Origin of the sequence: Dysosmobacter sp. Sow4_B12, assembly GCF_052116665.1 — a bacterium.
Taxonomy (GTDB): Bacteria; Bacillota; Clostridia; order Oscillospirales; family Oscillospiraceae; genus Oscillibacter.
Genome location: NZ_JBQKKR010000010.1, coordinates 1 through 15699 on the forward strand (window position 1 = coordinate 1; position 15699 = coordinate 15699).

At 62.6% G+C, this 15699-nt stretch carries 14 protein-coding genes; all 14 read right to left on the minus strand.

Annotated elements, in window-relative coordinates:
* Positions 1-320: 320 nt before the first annotated feature.
* The 14 genes from ACTQ4R_RS09410 to ACTQ4R_RS09475 all read right to left on the minus strand — a co-directional run bounded on the left by ACTQ4R_RS09410 (position 321) and on the right by ACTQ4R_RS09475 (position 15518).
* A complete protein-coding gene (locus ACTQ4R_RS09410; RefSeq protein ID WP_441628047.1) occupies positions 321-1472 on the minus strand; it encodes an alanyl-tRNA editing protein in 1152 nt (383 codons plus the stop codon).
* Between the two features lie 18 nt (positions 1473-1490).
* Complete coding sequence (locus tag ACTQ4R_RS09415; RefSeq protein WP_441628049.1) at positions 1491-2351, minus strand: hypothetical protein; 861 nt, start codon at positions 2349-2351, stop codon at positions 1491-1493.
* 43 nt (positions 2352-2394) lie between these two features.
* Complete coding sequence (locus ACTQ4R_RS09420; RefSeq protein ID WP_441628051.1) at positions 2395-3579, minus strand: glycoside hydrolase family 3 N-terminal domain-containing protein; 1185 nt, start codon at positions 3577-3579, stop codon at positions 2395-2397.
* Positions 3580-4538: 959 nt separating this feature from the next.
* The gene (gene aspS / locus ACTQ4R_RS09425; protein WP_441628053.1) at positions 4539-6314 is read right to left on the minus strand and encodes an aspartate--tRNA ligase; all 1776 of its coding nucleotides are present in this window, start codon (positions 6312-6314) and stop codon (positions 4539-4541) included.
* 60 nt (positions 6315-6374) lie between these two features.
* Positions 6375-7544, minus strand: a complete 1170-nt coding sequence (locus ACTQ4R_RS09430) for a hypothetical protein (RefSeq protein WP_441628055.1) — start codon at positions 7542-7544, stop codon at positions 6375-6377.
* A gap of 71 nt (positions 7545-7615) precedes the next feature.
* On the minus strand, positions 7616-8971 hold the full coding sequence (gene hisS, locus ACTQ4R_RS09435; RefSeq protein ID WP_441628057.1) for a histidine--tRNA ligase: 1356 nt from the start codon (positions 8969-8971) through the stop codon (positions 7616-7618).
* Positions 8972-9403: 432 nt separating this feature from the next.
* Positions 9404-9817 carry a methylglyoxal synthase gene (locus ACTQ4R_RS09440; protein ID WP_441628059.1) on the minus strand — a complete coding sequence of 138 codons (414 nt, stop codon included), beginning with the start codon at positions 9815-9817 and terminating at the stop codon, positions 9404-9406.
* A gap of 23 nt (positions 9818-9840) precedes the next feature.
* Positions 9841-10593, minus strand: coding sequence for a nucleotide-binding protein (locus ACTQ4R_RS09445; protein ID WP_441628061.1), 753 nt, complete (start codon positions 10591-10593; stop codon positions 9841-9843).
* Between the two features lie 47 nt (positions 10594-10640).
* Positions 10641-11336, minus strand: coding sequence for a 16S rRNA (guanine(527)-N(7))-methyltransferase RsmG (gene rsmG / locus ACTQ4R_RS09450; protein ID WP_441628063.1), 696 nt, complete (start codon positions 11334-11336; stop codon positions 10641-10643).
* The gene (gene mscL, locus ACTQ4R_RS09455; protein ID WP_441628065.1) at positions 11336-11782 is read right to left on the minus strand and encodes a large-conductance mechanosensitive channel protein MscL; all 447 of its coding nucleotides are present in this window, start codon (positions 11780-11782) and stop codon (positions 11336-11338) included. Before mscL ends, rsmG begins: the two co-directional genes overlap by 1 nt.
* A 184-nt stretch (positions 11783-11966) precedes the next feature.
* Positions 11967-13271 carry a serine--tRNA ligase gene (serS, locus tag ACTQ4R_RS09460; RefSeq protein ID WP_441628067.1) on the minus strand — a complete coding sequence of 435 codons (1305 nt, stop codon included), beginning with the start codon at positions 13269-13271 and terminating at the stop codon, positions 11967-11969.
* A gap of 61 nt (positions 13272-13332) precedes the next feature.
* Positions 13333-13854, minus strand: coding sequence for a hypothetical protein (locus ACTQ4R_RS09465; RefSeq protein WP_441628069.1), 522 nt, complete (start codon positions 13852-13854; stop codon positions 13333-13335).
* 4 nt (positions 13855-13858) lie between these two features.
* The gene (locus ACTQ4R_RS09470) at positions 13859-14740 is read right to left on the minus strand and encodes a ParB/RepB/Spo0J family partition protein (protein ID WP_441628071.1); all 882 of its coding nucleotides are present in this window, start codon (positions 14738-14740) and stop codon (positions 13859-13861) included.
* 19 nt (positions 14741-14759) lie between these two features.
* The gene (locus ACTQ4R_RS09475) at positions 14760-15518 is read right to left on the minus strand and encodes a ParA family protein (protein ID WP_441628073.1); all 759 of its coding nucleotides are present in this window, start codon (positions 15516-15518) and stop codon (positions 14760-14762) included.
* Positions 15519-15699: the final 181 nt, after the last annotated feature.

Below are 15699 nucleotides of genomic sequence, written 5' to 3' on the forward strand. Positions count from 1 at the left end.
GGCGGGGACCCCTCAATTTGAAAAAGCTCGGTGGAAATGAATTCCACCTTCGCCAAGGTTTTGCCTGGCGGCAAAACGCTTGAACGCGCAAAGCGCGAAAGGCGGCGGCCTGCGTCAGTTCTGGAAAAAGGCTTCGATCTCCGCCTTATTCGCCTGTACACTTCCCTGGGCAAAACCACCCCAGCCCTCCCCACCGAATGTCATTCGGCGGGGACCCCTCAATTTGAAAAAGCTCGGTGGAAATGAATTCCACCTTCGCCAAGGTTTTGCCTGGCGGCAAAACGCTTGAACGCGCAAAGCGCGAAAGGCGGCGGCCTTCGTCAGTGCTGGAAGAAGGCTTCAATTTCCGCTTTATTTGCCTGTACACTTCCCTGGGCAAAACCACCCCGGCCGCCGCCGCGGCCGTTGAGGGCGCGGTTGAGGTCCTTCACCAGGGGGGCGATGTCGCCGCCGTCGGTACGGACCAGGGCGTAGTTATACTTGTCGCCGTCGGCGCCGGCGAACACGGCGGCAAGGCCGCCGCAGCGGTGGGCCACGGCGTCCGCCAGCTTGCGGACGCTGTCGGACTTCATGGCGCTCTGGAACAGGACCGTGTCGCCCTTTCCGGTGTTTTCCTCCGCCATGTGGAAAAAGACCTGCTCTTCCAGGTGGGCCATGCGGACCTTGGCGGCGGTGAGCTCCTCCACCGTCCGCTCCACGGCGGCGGCGGTGTCCTGGGGCTTCACGCTCAGCTGCTGGCCAATGGCCTTGGCCTGGTCGTAGGTCCGGCCCAGGTACGCCAGGGCCCGCCGGCCGGAGATGATCTCCAGCCGGACGCCATCCCGGAACTTCTGGCAGGAGAGGACCTTCACCATGCCCACCTGGCCCGCACGCAGCACGTGGGTGCCGCAGCAGGCGCAGCAGTCCGCCCCCGGGAAGGTGACGATGCGGACCTGGCCGGTGAGCTCCTTTTTGCTGCGGTAGTCCAGGGCGTCCAGCGCCGCTTTGTCCGGGTAGGTGACCTCCACGGCCCGGTCCGCCCAGATGGACTCGTTGGCCTTCCGCTCCGCGTCCAGGGCCTGCTCCCAGGAGATGTCGGCGTTGTAGTCGATGGTCACCACGTCGGCCCCCAGGTGGAAGCCCACGTTGTCGCAGTGGTAGTCGGCGCAGAGGATGCCGGAGATGATGTGCTCTCCGGAGTGCTGCTGCATGTGGTCGAAGCGGCGGGCCCAGTCCAGTGTGCCGGTGACGGTGCTGCCGATTTCCACAGCTTTGTCGCAGGTGTGGAAAACGACGCCGTTTTTCTCGTGGACGTCGGTGACCCGGACGCCGCCCAGGGTGCCGTGGTCCGCCGGCTGTCCGCCGCCCTCGGGATAGAAAGCGGTGCGGTCCAGCGTCACGGCAAAGCCGCCCTTGGCCGCTTCACAGCCCAGGACCGTGGCGGTAAATTCCCGCAAAAAGGGGTCTGCGTAGTAGAGCTTTTCGGTTTCCATGGGGAAAACTTCCTTTCGTTACGAGATGGAGACGATGAATTTCCAGACAGGCTCCGCCAAAAACCAGCCCAAAACGGCGGAGCAGAGGTTGGCGGAGATGCCGTAAACCGTGGCGCGGCGCTTGCTGGTTTCCGTGAACAATCGGCGGTAGGCAACCGTCTCCGCCAGCAGGATGACCAGCTCCAGGGGGATGAACAGCAGGTAATAGCCGAAGCCCACGCCCTCTTTCAGGGCGGTGGTGCCTAAAATGAGGAACATGGCCAGCTGGGTGGCCACGTTGGCCGCCAGGAACACCAGAAGGTTCCGCCGGTTCCAAAGGCCTAATAGGGCAAGAAGCAGCCCCTCCAGCAGCAGGGTGGGCACCAGGGTGGACAGCAGCTCCAAGGCGTAGCCCGCCCACAGCGGCGCCGCGGACAGGGATTTTGCCGCCCAGTACACCGTGACGGAGGACTGGAGCATCCGCCGGGTCTGGACCTCGGAGAGGAACACCTCTCCGGACTCCGTCACCATCAAAACCCGGTACGTCCAGGGGACGCCGTAGTAGCTGAAGGTGTGGCAGCCGTTCTCATCCGGCGTCAGTTCGCCCCAGATGGGGGCGCCGTCGGTGCCCTGGGACACGCAGCCGTGCCAGCCCGCCGGGATGGCGGCAAGCAAAGCGCTGTACAGCTCCGGGTCCAGGGCGGCCAGCTCCTCCTCCGTGAGGCTGGGGTGGCGGGGCGCACCTTCCATGGACAGGAGGTCCAGGTAATAGAGCTCCTGGGGGGCGTTTTTTACTTTGACCGTCAGCTTGGACTTGGGTCCCGTGTCCGCCAGGGCGGTGACGGTCAGCAGCGCCAGGGACAGGCAGGCCAGCAAAAACACGCGGGAAAAGCGTTTCATCAGGAGACCTCCTTGTTGTGTTCTGCCGAAAAGGACGAAAAAATCATGCGTCCGGTTCCGTGGGCAGCAGCCCCAGGGCTTGCTTCCACTGGAGGACCCGGCGGCAGGCGGTGTCGATGACGTCCTCTTCCAGGGTGCCGTTTTCCACGGCTTCTAAAACTTTGGGGATCTGGGCGCGGTAGTCGGTGGTCAGCACCAGGTCGTTGCCGGCCTGGAGGGCCATGACCGCCACGGCGCCGTCCTGGGCGTAGGCGCTTACGGCGTCCATGGCCAGGTCGTCGGTCATGACCACGCCGTCAAAGGAAAGGTGGTTTCGCAAAATATCGTGGACGGCGGGGGAAAGGGAGGCGGGGAGGTCCGGGTCCATACATTCCACAATGTTGTGGGACACCAGCACGGCGGTTTTGTCCCCGCCGGCGGCTATGCCGGAAAGAAACGGGAGGAAGTCGCCGTTTACGAAGTCCTCGTAGGGCCGGTCATCCAGGGCGATGCCGGTGTGGGTGTCGGTGTTGCTGCCGTAGCCGGGGAAGTGCTTTAAGACGCTGCCCATGGTATCGGCCCGCATCTGCGCCGTGACGGCGGAGACATAGTCCGCCGTGGCGGCATCGTCCTGGCCGAAGGCGCGGGAATAAATGAAGTCGGCGGGGTCGGTGGACACGTCCGCCACCGGAGCCAGATTCACGTTGAAGCCCAGGGCGTGGAGCAAAACGTCCTTTTCCCGGGTATCGGCGGTGACGGCGTCCAGTCCGCCTTTGGCGAACAGCTTTTGAGGGGAGGCAAATTTTTCGCTGCGGAGGTGGGGGTTAGAGCTGAGGCGGACCACGGTGCCGCCCTCCTCATCCACGCCGATCAGCAGGGGGACGGAGGCGGCGTCCTGGTAGTGCTGGATGGTTTGAATGAGTTCGTTGGCTGTCTTGTCCTTCGTGTCCCGGCCAAAGAGAATGTAGCCCCCCAGGTGGTAGGCGGCAACGTCCTCCGCGGCGTTTTCCGCCGGACAGCGGACGAAGAACACCTGGCCCACCTTTTCTTCCAGTGTCATGGAGGAGAGCAGGTCCTCCACCACCTGGGCGGACAGCTCCTCCGCCGTGGGGGCAGGGGGGATCTCCTCCGGCTCCTGGACAGGGGCCGGCTCCGCAGGGGCGGGAGTTTCCGGTTGTTCCTGTGCGCCGCAGGCGGAGAGGGCGCAGAGGGTCAGGGCGGCCAGAATGGCGGCAAGTATCGATCGCATAGGAACCTCCTGGTGGGGGATGGGGATAGTGTATCACAGTTGTGCGTAAAAAGAAAGGTTGTCAACGCCGATGGACGTTGGGCAGACGCGACCCATTTCTCTCGCCGAGAGAAACGGGTCGCCCCCAAAGAGAGGCCAGGGGGAAACCCTTTCGGCTGGGTTTCCCCCTGGACCCCTTTCCTGAACGACCAGAAGGAAGGGACTGCGGCCCCTTCCTTTGGAATCCATCCCCATGGAGCGGCAGCGGGGCCAGAGGTAAGGCGTTTCGACAAGCACCCTGGAATTTGAAGAGACGTGACAGCTTGCGGCATAAGCGTGGGCGGAGAGGCGCGTTACAGCGCACCTGGATGGAACTGGGTAAATCTGCAGAAAGCTGGCTATCAGCCGCCGCATCCCCAAACTTGCCAGGACGGGCAAGTTTGGACCAAGCGGCTTTTTCTTCCACCGTGCACGGCCCGCCAAGGTGAGCCACGCAGCGGCGAGAAGGCCCTCTGGAGGGTTTTCTTTGGCAAGACCAACGGGGCCCCCGCGAAAACCCAGCGAAGCGGTTTTCGTGGGGAGAGGAGAAAGAAGCGGAGCGGTACGAACCCTGCCATTTAGGCGGGGCGAGTGTAGTGCAGCTTTTTTCGACGACAATGGGGGGTGCAAACTCCACGCCGCAAGTCTGCGGCAGCAAAAAAGGACCGGCCCTTTCGGGCCGGCCCTCCTGCGCCGCAAGCAAAAACCAGCGTTTATTCCTCGGGCTTCACCAGGGCGATATGCAGCTCATCCAGCTGCTTCTGGGTGACTTCCCAAAATGGACGGAGCCATTTTGGGAGCCCTTACACGATCAACATGCTCGGCGGAAATGAATTCCGCCTGCGCCAAGGTTTTGCCTGGTGGCAAAACACTTGTACGCGCCTGACGGCGCGGCTCGCCGATGGCTCGCGCGAAGTCACCGGGGGGAAGCTGGTGCGGTATTATTCCTCGGGCTTCACCAGGGCGATATGCAGCTCATCCAGCTGCTTCTGGGTGACTTCGCTGGGAGCGCTCATCATCACATCCTGGGCGTTTTTGTTCATGGGGAAGGGGATGATCTCCCGGATGGAGTCCTCGCCGGCCAGCAGCATGACCATGCGGTCCACGCCGGGGGCGATGCCTGCGTGGGGAGGCGCGCCATAGGTGAAGGCGTTGTACATGGCGGGGAACTTGGCCTTCACGTCCTCCTCGCCCAGGCGGACCAGCTCAAAGGCCTTGATCATGATCTCCGGGTCGTGGTTCCGGACGGCGCCGGAGCTGAGCTCCACGCCGTTGCACACCAGGTCGTACTGGTCGGCGGTGATGCTCAGGGGATCGATCTCGCCCCGCTCCGCCTTCAGCAGCACGTCCAGGCCGCCGGAGGGCATGGAGAACGGGTTGTGGCAGAACTCCAGCTCGCCGGACTCCTCGCCGATCTCGTACATGGGGAAGTCCACGATCCAGCAGAAGGCGTACTGCTCCTTATCCATGTGGCCGGGCACGGCGGCACCCAGCGTCTTCACCAGCACGCCGGCGGTTTTCTGGGCGGCGCCCAGAGTGCCGGCGGACAGGGCCACGAAATCGTTGGGCTTCAGATTCAGCGCGGACACCACCTGCTCCTTGATGGGGCTGACAAACTTGGCGATGCCGCCCACGAGCTCGCCCTTCTCATCCAGGCGGAACCAGTAGGGCTTGCCGCCGGAGACCACCTCCACGTCGGAGAGGGTCTTGTCGATGAACTTGCGGGTCTCGTGGAAGTCGCTGACCACCACGGCCTTCACCACGTTGCCCTCGAAGGGGCCGAAGCCGCAGCCGCCCAGGACTGCCGTCACGTCCTGCACCGTCAGGTCGATGCGCAGGTCCGGCTTGTCGGAGCCGTACTTCTCCATGGCTTCCAGGTAGGGGATGCGGACAAAGGGCGCGCCGCTGGCCCGGTCATAGGTGCCGTACTGGGCAAAGATGGGAGGCAGCACGTCCTCGCACACGGCGAACACGTCCTCCTGGGAGGCGAAGGCCATTTCCATATCCAGTTGGTAGAACTCGCCGGGAGAGCGGTCAGCACGGGCGTCCTCGTCCCGGAAGCAGGGGGCGATCTGGAAATAGCGGTCGAAGCCGGAGGTCATCAGCAGCTGCTTGAACTGCTGGGGGGCCTGGGGCAGGGCGTAGAACTTGCCGGGGTGGTTCCGGGCGGGGACCAGGTAGTCCCGGGCGCCCTCGGGGGAGGAGGCGGTGAGGATGGGGGTGGTGATCTCCAGGAAGCCGTGCTCCATCATGGCCTTGCGCAGGGCGGCCACCACGTTGCACCGCAGGACAATGTTCTTCTTCACGGCGGGGTTGCGCAGGTCCAGATAGCGGTACTTCAGCCGCTGGGCCTCGTCGGCCTCCCGGCTGCGGTTGATCTGGAAGGGCAGCTCGTTGTGCTGGCAGCGGCCCAGGACCTCTACCTTGGCGGGGACCACCTCAATGTCGCCGGTGGCCATTTTCGTGGTCTTGGAGTCACGCTCCCGGACGGTGCCCTCCACGGAGATGGTGGATTCCTTTGTGATGGCCTTGAAGGTGTTCACCATGTCCTCGGTCTCCGCCACCACCTGGGTGGTGCCGTAGAAGTCCCGGACCACCACGAAGGCCAGGCTGCCGGAGACCACGCGGACATTCTCCATCCAGCCCACGATTTTGACCTGCTTGCCTGCGTCAGAGAGCCGCAGCTCCCCGCAGGTATGGGTACGATTCTGCATCATAGTGTATTCGTTCCTTTCCTGTTAGAAAATCATTTGAAGTCGTATTGAACAAAAGCGCCCTTAGAAGGTGCCGCCCCAGTAGGGCAGAGCCTTCACACGGCAGGAGAGCTCGGAGAGGGGCAGGGTATCCCAGATCTCCGCAAACTCCGGCTGGGGCAGACGCTCGGCGGGAATGATACGTTCTCCCAGCCGGTCCAGGACTGCCTGCAGGAGACGCTCGTGGTACTGCTGCCATTCCTGGCCGTGGGCGGTGAGACCTTGATAGCCGGAGAAGTACACGGTGTTGGAGGGCGGGACATCCAGCTCCAGCTCCTCCGCCAGCGCTTCACACAGCACCAGCCTGCATACGGTGTCCACCGCCTCGTCCAGGGGAGTGCGGCCGCTCTGCTCCAGCATCATGGAGCCAAAGTGGGAATGGTTGTATGAGCTTTCCGTGCCCACCAGCGTGGGCATGAACTCCTCGGCGGTGATCTCCCGCCCAGAGATGGTCATCAGCACGGTGTCCGGGTCCACCGCCAGCAGCTCCCGGCAAAGCTCCAAAGGCTCCAGCTCCAGCGTCAGACGCTGGGCGGGGTCGATGAGGCGGGCCAGCATAGCCGCCGCCGCGCCCCGGCTGAGGGCGTCATCGCCCCGCAGCGTGCCGTATTTGTCCTTTCCGCCCAGGACACCCCAGCGGTAGAACGAAAGAATATCCTGGTCACAGCAGTCCGGCACGGCGTAAATGGTGTTGCGCTCCGGCAGAGAAGTACCGGCGGCCTTCACCACGGCGGAGAGCAGGTGGAAAAACTCGGACCGGCAACAGATGAATGTGGGCGTTTCCCGGATGCCGGCGTAGACGGTATCCTCTGCCAAGGCGGGGAGCTGTTCCTGAAGATAGCCGTCGTAAGGGGTCCACCGATCGGCGCCCTTTAAGGAGATGGGTTCGAAGTAGTCCAGGGTCCCGCCGGTGAGCAGCCGGTGGAGCCGGGCGGAGATGACAATGACCTGCGCATGGCTGAGGCCGCTGGAGGGCAGGAAGTGGCGGCTGTCCACGCCGTCCATCAGCCCCGCCCGGCAGCAGGTGGCCGCCGCCTCCTCGCAGATGGTGCCGGAGGTATCGGTAAAATCCCGGTACGCCCGCATGGGTGGGATGAGCCAGTCCTCACTTTCCGCCGCCAAGGCGGACGCAGGAAGCAGCGTCAGCAGCATTACCAAGGCCAGCAATGCGGCCAAAACGCGGCATTTTCTCATTAAAAACACTCCTAACCGTATAATTATAGAATAATATTACGATTTGGATTCAGCAGACTGTGCGGTGTTCGTCAGCCCAGAATGACGGCGCCCTTTTCCCGCTCCGCCAGGCCCGCCTTGATGCGGTAGATGGTGGCGGCGGGCTCCAGCTTCGTCTGCTCGCCGGTGGACATATCCTTGCAGGCCACCACGCCGGCGTTGATCTCGTCCTCCCCCAGGAAGATAACGTAGGGGATGCCCAGCTTGTCGGCGTAGGAGACCTTCTGCTTGAACTTCTTCTCCTCGCAGTGGAGCTGGGTGCGGATGCCGTTTTCCCGCAGGGCCGTGGCCAGGGAGATGGCGGCGGAGAGGTCGTCGGTCATGGGGAGGATGAGAACGTCGGCGGGAGCGGTGGGCAGGTCGGGGTTCAGCATGCCCTGCTCGCCCAGGACGTAAAACAGCCGGGTCAAGCCGATGGAGATGCCGGCACCGGGAAGCTGGCGATCGGTGTAGTACTCCGCCAGGTTGTCGTACCGTCCGCCGGAGCACACAGAGCCGATCTCCGGGTGGTCCAGGAGGGTGGTCTCGTAGACGGTGCCGGTGTAGTAGTCCAGGCCCCGGGCGATGGTCAGGTCCACGGCGAAGTTTTCCGCCGGGACGCCGAAGGAGGCCAGGTACTTCACCACGGTCTTCAGCTCGGCAAGGCCCTGGTCGAACATCTCATTGCGGCCCTGGTACCCCTCCAGGGCGGCCAGGACGGCGTCGTTGCCGCCGCCGATGGCGATGAATTTCAAGATCTCATCGGCGTCGGCTCCGCTGACGGCAAAATCCTCCACCAGGATGGCCTTCACCTTTTCGGGGCCGATCTTGTCCAGCTTGTCCACGGTGCGCATGATGTCGCCGGACTTTTCCGTGAGGCCCAGACAGGCATAAAAGCCGTTGAGAATTTTCCGGTTGTTCACCCGAATCTGGAAGCGCTTGAGGCCCAGGGTGGAGAAGGTCTTGTAAATGATGGCGGGGATCTCCGCCTCGTTGATGATGGAGAGCTTGCCGTCGCCGATGATGTCGATGTCCGCCTGGTAGAACTCCCGGAAGCGGCCCCGCTGGGCCCGCTCCCCCCGGTAGACCTTGCCGATCTGATAGCGGCGGAAGGGGAAGGAGAGGTCGTTGTAGTGCAGGGCCACGTATTTGGCCAGGGGGACCGTCAAGTCGAACCGCAGGCTCAGGTCCGCGTCGCCCTTCTGGAAGCGGTAGATCTGCTTTTCCGTCTCGCCGCCGCCCTTGGCCAGCAGCACGTCGCTGGATTCAATGACGGGGGTGTCCAGGGGGGTGAAGCCGTACAGGGAGTAGGTGCGGCGGAGGACCTCCATGATGCGCTCCATCTGCTGCTGGGGCGCCGGGAGAAGCTCCATAAAGCCGGACAGCGTCCGGGGGGTCATTTTCGCCATGATGATTGTCTCCTTTTTCAGAATATGCGCTGCCGATAGCGCCGCTTATGCGGCGTACAAGCATTTTTGCGGCAGCAAAAAATCTTGAAATCGACCAAATTCATTTCGGGCGATTTGAGTTAAATTGCGGGGGACCCCGGCGAATCAGAGATTCGCTGGGGCGGAAAAAATAATGCTCCCGTCCCAAGGCTTTTGGGACGAGAGCGAAAAACGCTTCGTGGTGCCACCCAAATTCGGGGCGCAATGCCCCCTTTGGCCTCCTTTTGCACGGGGAGGGCGCCGTGGGCGTTTCCGCCCCCGCTCCGCCGCTGTCCTTCGTCCAGGCCGGCCGGGGCGCTCTCAGCGCTGCGTCCCTCTCTGTGGGCCGATGATTGGAGTACTGCTGCGGCATCGTCGCGGTATGAACGATTGTAGGCGTTTTCAGCCGGCTTGTCAAGCGATGGGCCGGGTGGAGGGGTTCACGATGCAGCGCCAGTCCAGGTCGCCCCGGGCCAGGCCCAGCACCAGCATCTCCGCCGTGGCGATGTTGCTGGCGAAGGGGATGTTGTTCTGGTCGCACAGCCGGGAGATGTAGGACACGGCGCCGGCCATTTTCTCGTTGCTGGGATCGTTGAAGAACAGGACGAGATCGAACTCATTATAGGCAATGCGGGCGCCGATCTGCTGGCTGCCGCCGTGGTCATAGGACAAAAAGCAGTGGACGTTGAGGCCGGTGGCATCGGCCACCATGTGTCCCGTGGCGTTGGTGGCGTAAATGCTGTGCTGGGAGAGGATACCGGCGTAGGCGGTGCAGAACTGGACCATCAGTTCCTTTTTGTTATCATGAGACATGAGAGCGATGTTCATTGGCAGAACTCCTTTCTTCTCTGTTATTTGATCCGCAGCAGGGGCACGTGGATGCCCTGGATGCGTTTTGCAATGTTTCGGTAGGCGGTGGCGGCCATGCCGCTGTCCGCCAGCAGGAGGGGCACGCCCCGGTTCAGGCTCAGAGGGAGGGCGTCGTCCTCCGGCACCACCCCCAGCAGGGGCAGGCCCGCCTTGTCGATGGCGTCGTCGATGGTGGCGTGGAGCTGGCGGAGCATTTTCTTCCGCACCCGGTTGACGATGAGGTGCAGCGACCCGTTGGGGAAGCGCTTCAGCTCCATGACGGTGTGCTGGGCGTCCCGCAGGGAGGAGGCGTCCGTACAGGTGACCACCACGCAGCGGTCGGCGGCGCAGGTGGCCAGCTGAAAGCCGGTGCCGAGGCCCGCCGGCGCGTCCAGCAGGCAGTAGTCAAACCGCTTGCGCACCTCCCGCAGCAGGGCGGCCATCTGCTCCGGAGAGACCGGGCGGCCCCGGGTGCGGACCGGCGCCGTCAGCAAATACAGCCCCGGGATGCGGGAGTGCTCCACCACGGCGGTATCCAGGCCGCAGCGGTCCTGGGCCACGTCGGAAAAGTCCATGAGGGCCTTGTCGCTGAGGCCCAGGGCCAGGTCCAGGTTCCGCAGGCCGATGTCGCAGTCCAGGCACAGCACCCGCTTGCCGCCAAGGGCCAACGCGGCGCCGGCGCCCGCCACGAAGGAGGTCTTTCCCGTGCCGCCCTTGCCGGACACCACGGCGATACATTGTCCATGGGATGCCATGCGAGACCTCCTTACCACATTTTTGTCCTAAACGTTTCCAATACGTATTATAACGGATTCTTCTTGATCTTTGCAAATGGTCTGGGATATTTTTTTGGAGTTTCTTTGATTTTTTTGATAAAAATTACCCGGTGGGACACGCCAATTCCCGGAATTTGGTAATTTTCCGATTTGACCACCTCGCCGCCCAGGGTGGCGATGGCGCGGGCGGCGGACTGGAGCTCCTGGTCGGAGTCCACGGACTTCATGGCGAGAAACCAGCCGCCGGGCTTCACCAGGGGCAGGCACAGCTCCGAAAGCAGAGGCAGGGAGGCCACGGCCCGGGAGGTGGCGATGTCGAAGGACTCCCGGTGGGCGGCGGCGAACTCCTCGGCCCTGGCGTGGACGCAGTCCACATCGGAAAAGCCCAGCTCATCGCACACGCCCCGCAAAAACGCAATGCGCTTATTTAGGGAGTCCAGCAGCGTCAGATGAATGGAGGGCTCCAGAATGCGCAGAGGCATGCCGGGAAAGCCGGCGCCGGTGCCTACGTCCACCACCGACTTGTTCCGGAAATCCGCCAGGGTCAAAAGGGCGGCGCTGTCCAGAAAATGCAGGGCGGCGATGTCCGCCGGCTCGGTGATGGCGGTGAGGTTCATGACCTTGTTGGTCTCCACCAGCATGTCCGCGTAGCGGAGCAGGGCGGGGACGCCCTCCCCGGGCAGGCCCAGGGAGGTAAGACCGTCGCGCAGGAGCTGTTCCATTACTTCTGGTCCTTCAGCAGGTCCCGGATCTCCGTGAGGAGCTTTTCCTCGGCGGAGGGCTCGGGAGGAGCGGGAGGCGCGGCGGGGGCCTCCTCCTTCTTGCGGTGGAGGTTGTTGAGGAACTTGATCATGCAGAACACCGCGAAGGCGATGATGATGAAGTCCAGGATGGTGGAGAGGAAGGTGCCGTAGTTGATGGCCACGGCGGGAGCCAGCTCTGTGACGCCGTCAGCGTCCAGCACGGCCTGCTTCAAAACGATCTTCCAGTCGCTGAAGTTGATGCCGCCCACCAGCATGGACACGGCGGGCATGATGATGTCATTGACCAGGGAGGTGGAGATCTTGCCGAAGGCGCCGCCGATGATGACGCCGACAGCCATGTCCATCACGTTGCCCCGGGCGATGAATTTCTTGAATTCCGCGAAAAAGCCGGTGTCTTTTGCCATAGTGTGTGCCTCCTTATTGCTTTTGAAAAATGAGAGTTTCTCCAAACCCTTGCGGCCCAAGGGTTTCAGGCCACAGACCCGGATAGGGCCAACAGCGGGGGCCAAAATGGGGCTCCGGTGGTGCCGGAGGGCTCCCAGCGGCTGGAGAGCAGAGCGAATTTGGAAAAAATTACTATTTTCCTGCTTACTTCTTGGGGACCAGCACCTTGGTGCCGCCCATGTAGGGCCACAGCACCTCGGGGATCTTCACAGTGCCGTCAGCCTGGAGGTTGTTCTCCAGGAAGGCGATCAGCATGCGGGGAGGCGCCACGCAGGTGTTGTTGAGGGTGTGGCACAGCTGCATCTTGCCATTTTCGTCCTTGTAGCGGATGCGCAGGCGGCGGGCCTGGGCGTCGCCCAGGTTGGAGCAGGAGCAGACCTCGAAATACTTCTGCTGGCGGGGAGACCAGGCCTCGATGTCGCAGGACTTCACCTTCAGGTCAGCCAGGTCGCCGGAGCAGCATTCCAGCTGGCGGACGGGGATGTCCATGGAGCGGAACAGCTCCACAGAGTACTGCCACAGCTTCTCATACCAGTCCTTGGACTCCTCGGGCTTGCAGACCACGATCATCTCCTGCTTTTCGAACTGGTGGATGCGGTACACACCCCGCTCCTCAATGCCGTGGGAGCCCTTTTCCTTGCGGAAGCAGGGGGAGTAGGAGGTGAGGGTCTGGGGCAGCTTGTCGCTGGGGATGATCTGGTCGATGAAGCGGCCGATCATGGAGTGTTCGGAGGTGCCGATGAGGTACAGGTCCTCACCCTCAATCTTGTACATCATGGCGTCCATATCGGTCTGGCTCATGACGCCCTCCACCACGTTGCCGTGGATCATGAAGGGGGGGATGCAGTAGGTGAAGCCCTTGGAGATCATGAAGTCGCGGCCATAGGCCAGGACGGCCTCGTGGAGGCGGGCGATGTCGCCCAGCAGGTAATAGAAGCCGCTGCCGGAGACGCGGCCGGCGGCGTCCATATCAATGCCGTCAAAGGTCTCCATCAGGTCCACGTGGTAGGGGACGGGGAAGTCGGGCACCACGGGCTCACCGAAGCGCTGGACCTCCACGTTGCAGGAATCGTCGGGACCCAGAGGCACGGAGTCGTCGATGATCTGGGGAATGACCAGCATCCGCTTGTGGAGCTCGGCGTCCAGCTGGTCCTCCAGCTTCTCCAGGTCGGCCAGACGCTGGGCGTCCTCGGCCACTTCCTTCTTCACGGCCTCCGCTTCGGCCAGCTTGGAGGGGTCCTTCTTGGCCTGGCCCATCAGCATGCCGATCTTTTTGGACAGGGTATTGCGGGCGGAGCGGAGCTGGTCGGCCTCCACGATGGCGGCACGGCGCTTGGCGTCCAGCTCAATGACCTCATCCACCAGGGGCAGCTTTTCGTCCTGGAACTTCTTTTTGATGTTCTCCTTGACGATGTCGGGATTTTCCCGGATAAATTTGATGTCTAACATACGATCCTTCTCCTCAAATCTTTTGATGATTTATGCATATGTTTCACGTGAAACACAGGTCTTACTTATTTAAAACGGCTTCCTTCAGCTGCTCGTACCGCTGGGCGGGCGGCGTGACGTTGGGGTCCTCCTTGGGCAGCCGCTGGAGCAAGCCCTCGTCCTCCATCATCTGCATGGTGGAAAGGCAGGCGTCGTAATCGCCGGCGGCGTACTGCTGCTGCAGGGTGTACAGGGCCAGCAGGGCGTCCGCGTCCTTGGCGGCGTCAGCCACCGCCGCGTCCCGCTCCTGCAGCTGCTGGTTCAGCTCGTCCATCTGGTCCTCGGTCTTGTCCAGCTCTTCCTGCAGCTGGATGACCTTGTCCTGGACCGCCTGCACCTCCTGCATGGCGGTGACGGAGTTCTGGAGCTTGCCCAGGGCCTCCGTATTGCTGCGCTGGTGCATGAGGAACGACAGAGCCATCAGCAAAAACGCAACAATGAATAAAATCATAATATAGACAACAACGGGCTTTTTGCTGTGGGGCTCCTCCTGGGGGAGGGAGGTCTCCTCCGCTTCGCCGCTGCTGCGCTTTTCCAATTTCATTTGATTAGGTCCTTTCTTGGGATTTCTTCACTTGCAGGAGGGCCAGCGCCTCCAGCAGGTCGTTGAGGTCGTCCAGGCCGTAATATTCCAGCTCGATGCGGCCTTTTTTCCGGCCGTTGACGATCTTCACGCCCCGTCCCAGCCGGGAGCTGAGGTCCTTTTGGGCCTCGGCGGTGTAATCTACGCCGGCGGGGGGCGCTTTTTCGGGCTTTTTTTCGGCGGAGAGGCGCTTTGCCAGTGCCTCCGTCTGCCGGACGGACAATCCGCCCGACACCACGGCGCCGGCGGCGCTCTCCTGGAGGCTGGGGGACAGGGGCAGCAGGGCCCGGGCATGGCCGGCGGAGAGCTTGCCCTCCTCCACCAGCTTCCGCACGGCGGGGGTCAGTGACAGCAGACGCAGGGCGTTGGTGACGGCGCTGCGGGACTTGCCCACCCGGGATGCCGCCTCCTCCTGGGTCATGTGGTAGGTTTCGATGAGGGACTGGAAGCCGGCGGCCTCCTCCATGGGGTTCAAGTCCTCCCGCTGGAGGTTTTCGATCATGGCCAGCTCCGCGGCTTTCCGGTCGTCGGCTTCGATGACAATGACCGGCACCTCGCTAAGGCCTGCCAGGCGGGCGGCCCGCCAGCGGCGCTCGCCGGCAATGATCTGGTAATAGCCGGAGGCCAGCTTTCGCACCGTCAAGGGCTGAATGATGCCGTGTTCCTGGATGGAGGCGGCCAGCTCCGCCAGGGAAGCCTCGTCAAAGTGCTTCCGGGGCTGGGAGGAGCAGCTTTCCACCTGGGAGATGGGGAGGGACAGCGCGCCGGTGGTCTCGGTTTTCAAAACGTCGTCGCCCAGCAGGGCGCCGAGTCCCCGGCCGAGACCGGAGGGCTTTTTGGATGCCATGCAGATTCTCCTTTCGGATTCAGGCGTTCTGTTTCTTCAAAAATTCCGCGGCAAGGGCGGTGTAGGCCTCGGCGCCCCGGGAGGAGCGGTCATAGGCGGTGATGGGCTTGCCGTGGCTGGGCGCCTCGCTGAGGCGCACGTTGCGGGGAATGACGGTGGCGTAGACCTTGCCGGGGAAGTAGTGCTTCACTTCCTCCGCCACCTGGAGGGCCAGATTCGTCCGGCCGTCGAACATGGTCAGCAGCACGCCCTCCAGCTCCAGCCGGGGATTGAGGGACCGGCGGACGATGCGCACGGTGTTCATCAGATCGCTGAGCCCCTCCAGGGCGAAATACTCCCCCTGGACCGGCACCAGAATGGTGTCCGCCGCGCAGAGGGCGTTCAGCGTCAGCAGCTCCAGGGAGGGAGGGCAGTCGATGAACACGAAGTCGTAGCCGCCGCTCACCTGGGACAGGGCTTCCTTCAAAAGGTATTCCCGCCGCTCCATACCGATGAGCTCAATGCCGGCGCCGGCCAGGGCCTTGTTGGAGGGGAGCACGTCGCCGTACTTTGTGTGGGCCAGGGCGTCCCGGGCGGGAATGTCGCTGATGAGGACGTCGTAGACGCCCTTGGAGACGGTTTTGTCCACCCCCATGCCGGAGGTGGAGTTGGCCTGGGGGTCGAAATCACACAGGAGCACTTTTTTGCCGCGCTCCGTCAGAGCCGCCGCCAGGTTCACGCAGGTGGTGGTTTTGCCCACGCCGCCTTTTTGATTCACGATCGCAATGGTTTTTGCCACGCAGGCACCTACTTTCCTTTGAGATAAGGCGTTTTTACATACAGATACATTATATCAAGGTGTATAGGTGCTTGCAAGGCAAAAAGTGAAAAAGTGCGAAAAAAGAAGAAGGGGAATCCCCGTGAAAACGCCGAAACGGGGCAGCGAAAAAACCGGGAATGTTTCACGTGAAACATTCCCG

Bases quoted from the DNA above. Each gene is read 5' to 3' on its own strand.
- ACTQ4R_RS09410 (WP_441628047.1), bottom strand. From the start codon at position 1,472: ATGGAAACCGAAAAGCTCTACTACGCAGACCCCTTTTTGCGGGAATTT.
- ACTQ4R_RS09415 (WP_441628049.1), bottom strand. From the start codon at position 2,351: ATGAAACGCTTTTCCCGCGTGTTTTTGCTGGCCTGCCTGTCCCTGGCG.
- ACTQ4R_RS09420 (WP_441628051.1), bottom strand. From the start codon at position 3,579: ATGCGATCGATACTTGCCGCCATTCTGGCCGCCCTGACCCTCTGCGCC.
- aspS (WP_441628053.1), bottom strand. From the start codon at position 6,314: ATGATGCAGAATCGTACCCATACCTGCGGGGAGCTGCGGCTCTCTGAC.
- ACTQ4R_RS09430 (WP_441628055.1), bottom strand. From the start codon at position 7,544: ATGAGAAAATGCCGCGTTTTGGCCGCATTGCTGGCCTTGGTAATGCTG.
- hisS (WP_441628057.1), bottom strand. From the start codon at position 8,971: ATGGCGAAAATGACCCCCCGGACGCTGTCCGGCTTTATGGAGCTTCTC.
- ACTQ4R_RS09440 (WP_441628059.1), bottom strand. From the start codon at position 9,817: ATGAACATCGCTCTCATGTCTCATGATAACAAAAAGGAACTGATGGTC.
- ACTQ4R_RS09445 (WP_441628061.1), bottom strand. From the start codon at position 10,593: ATGGCATCCCATGGACAATGTATCGCCGTGGTGTCCGGCAAGGGCGGC.
- rsmG (WP_441628063.1), bottom strand. From the start codon at position 11,336: ATGGAACAGCTCCTGCGCGACGGTCTTACCTCCCTGGGCCTGCCCGGG.
- mscL (WP_441628065.1), bottom strand. From the start codon at position 11,782: ATGGCAAAAGACACCGGCTTTTTCGCGGAATTCAAGAAATTCATCGCC.
- serS (WP_441628067.1), bottom strand. From the start codon at position 13,271: ATGTTAGACATCAAATTTATCCGGGAAAATCCCGACATCGTCAAGGAG.
- ACTQ4R_RS09465 (WP_441628069.1), bottom strand. From the start codon at position 13,854: ATGAAATTGGAAAAGCGCAGCAGCGGCGAAGCGGAGGAGACCTCCCTC.
- ACTQ4R_RS09470 (WP_441628071.1), bottom strand. From the start codon at position 14,740: ATGGCATCCAAAAAGCCCTCCGGTCTCGGCCGGGGACTCGGCGCCCTG.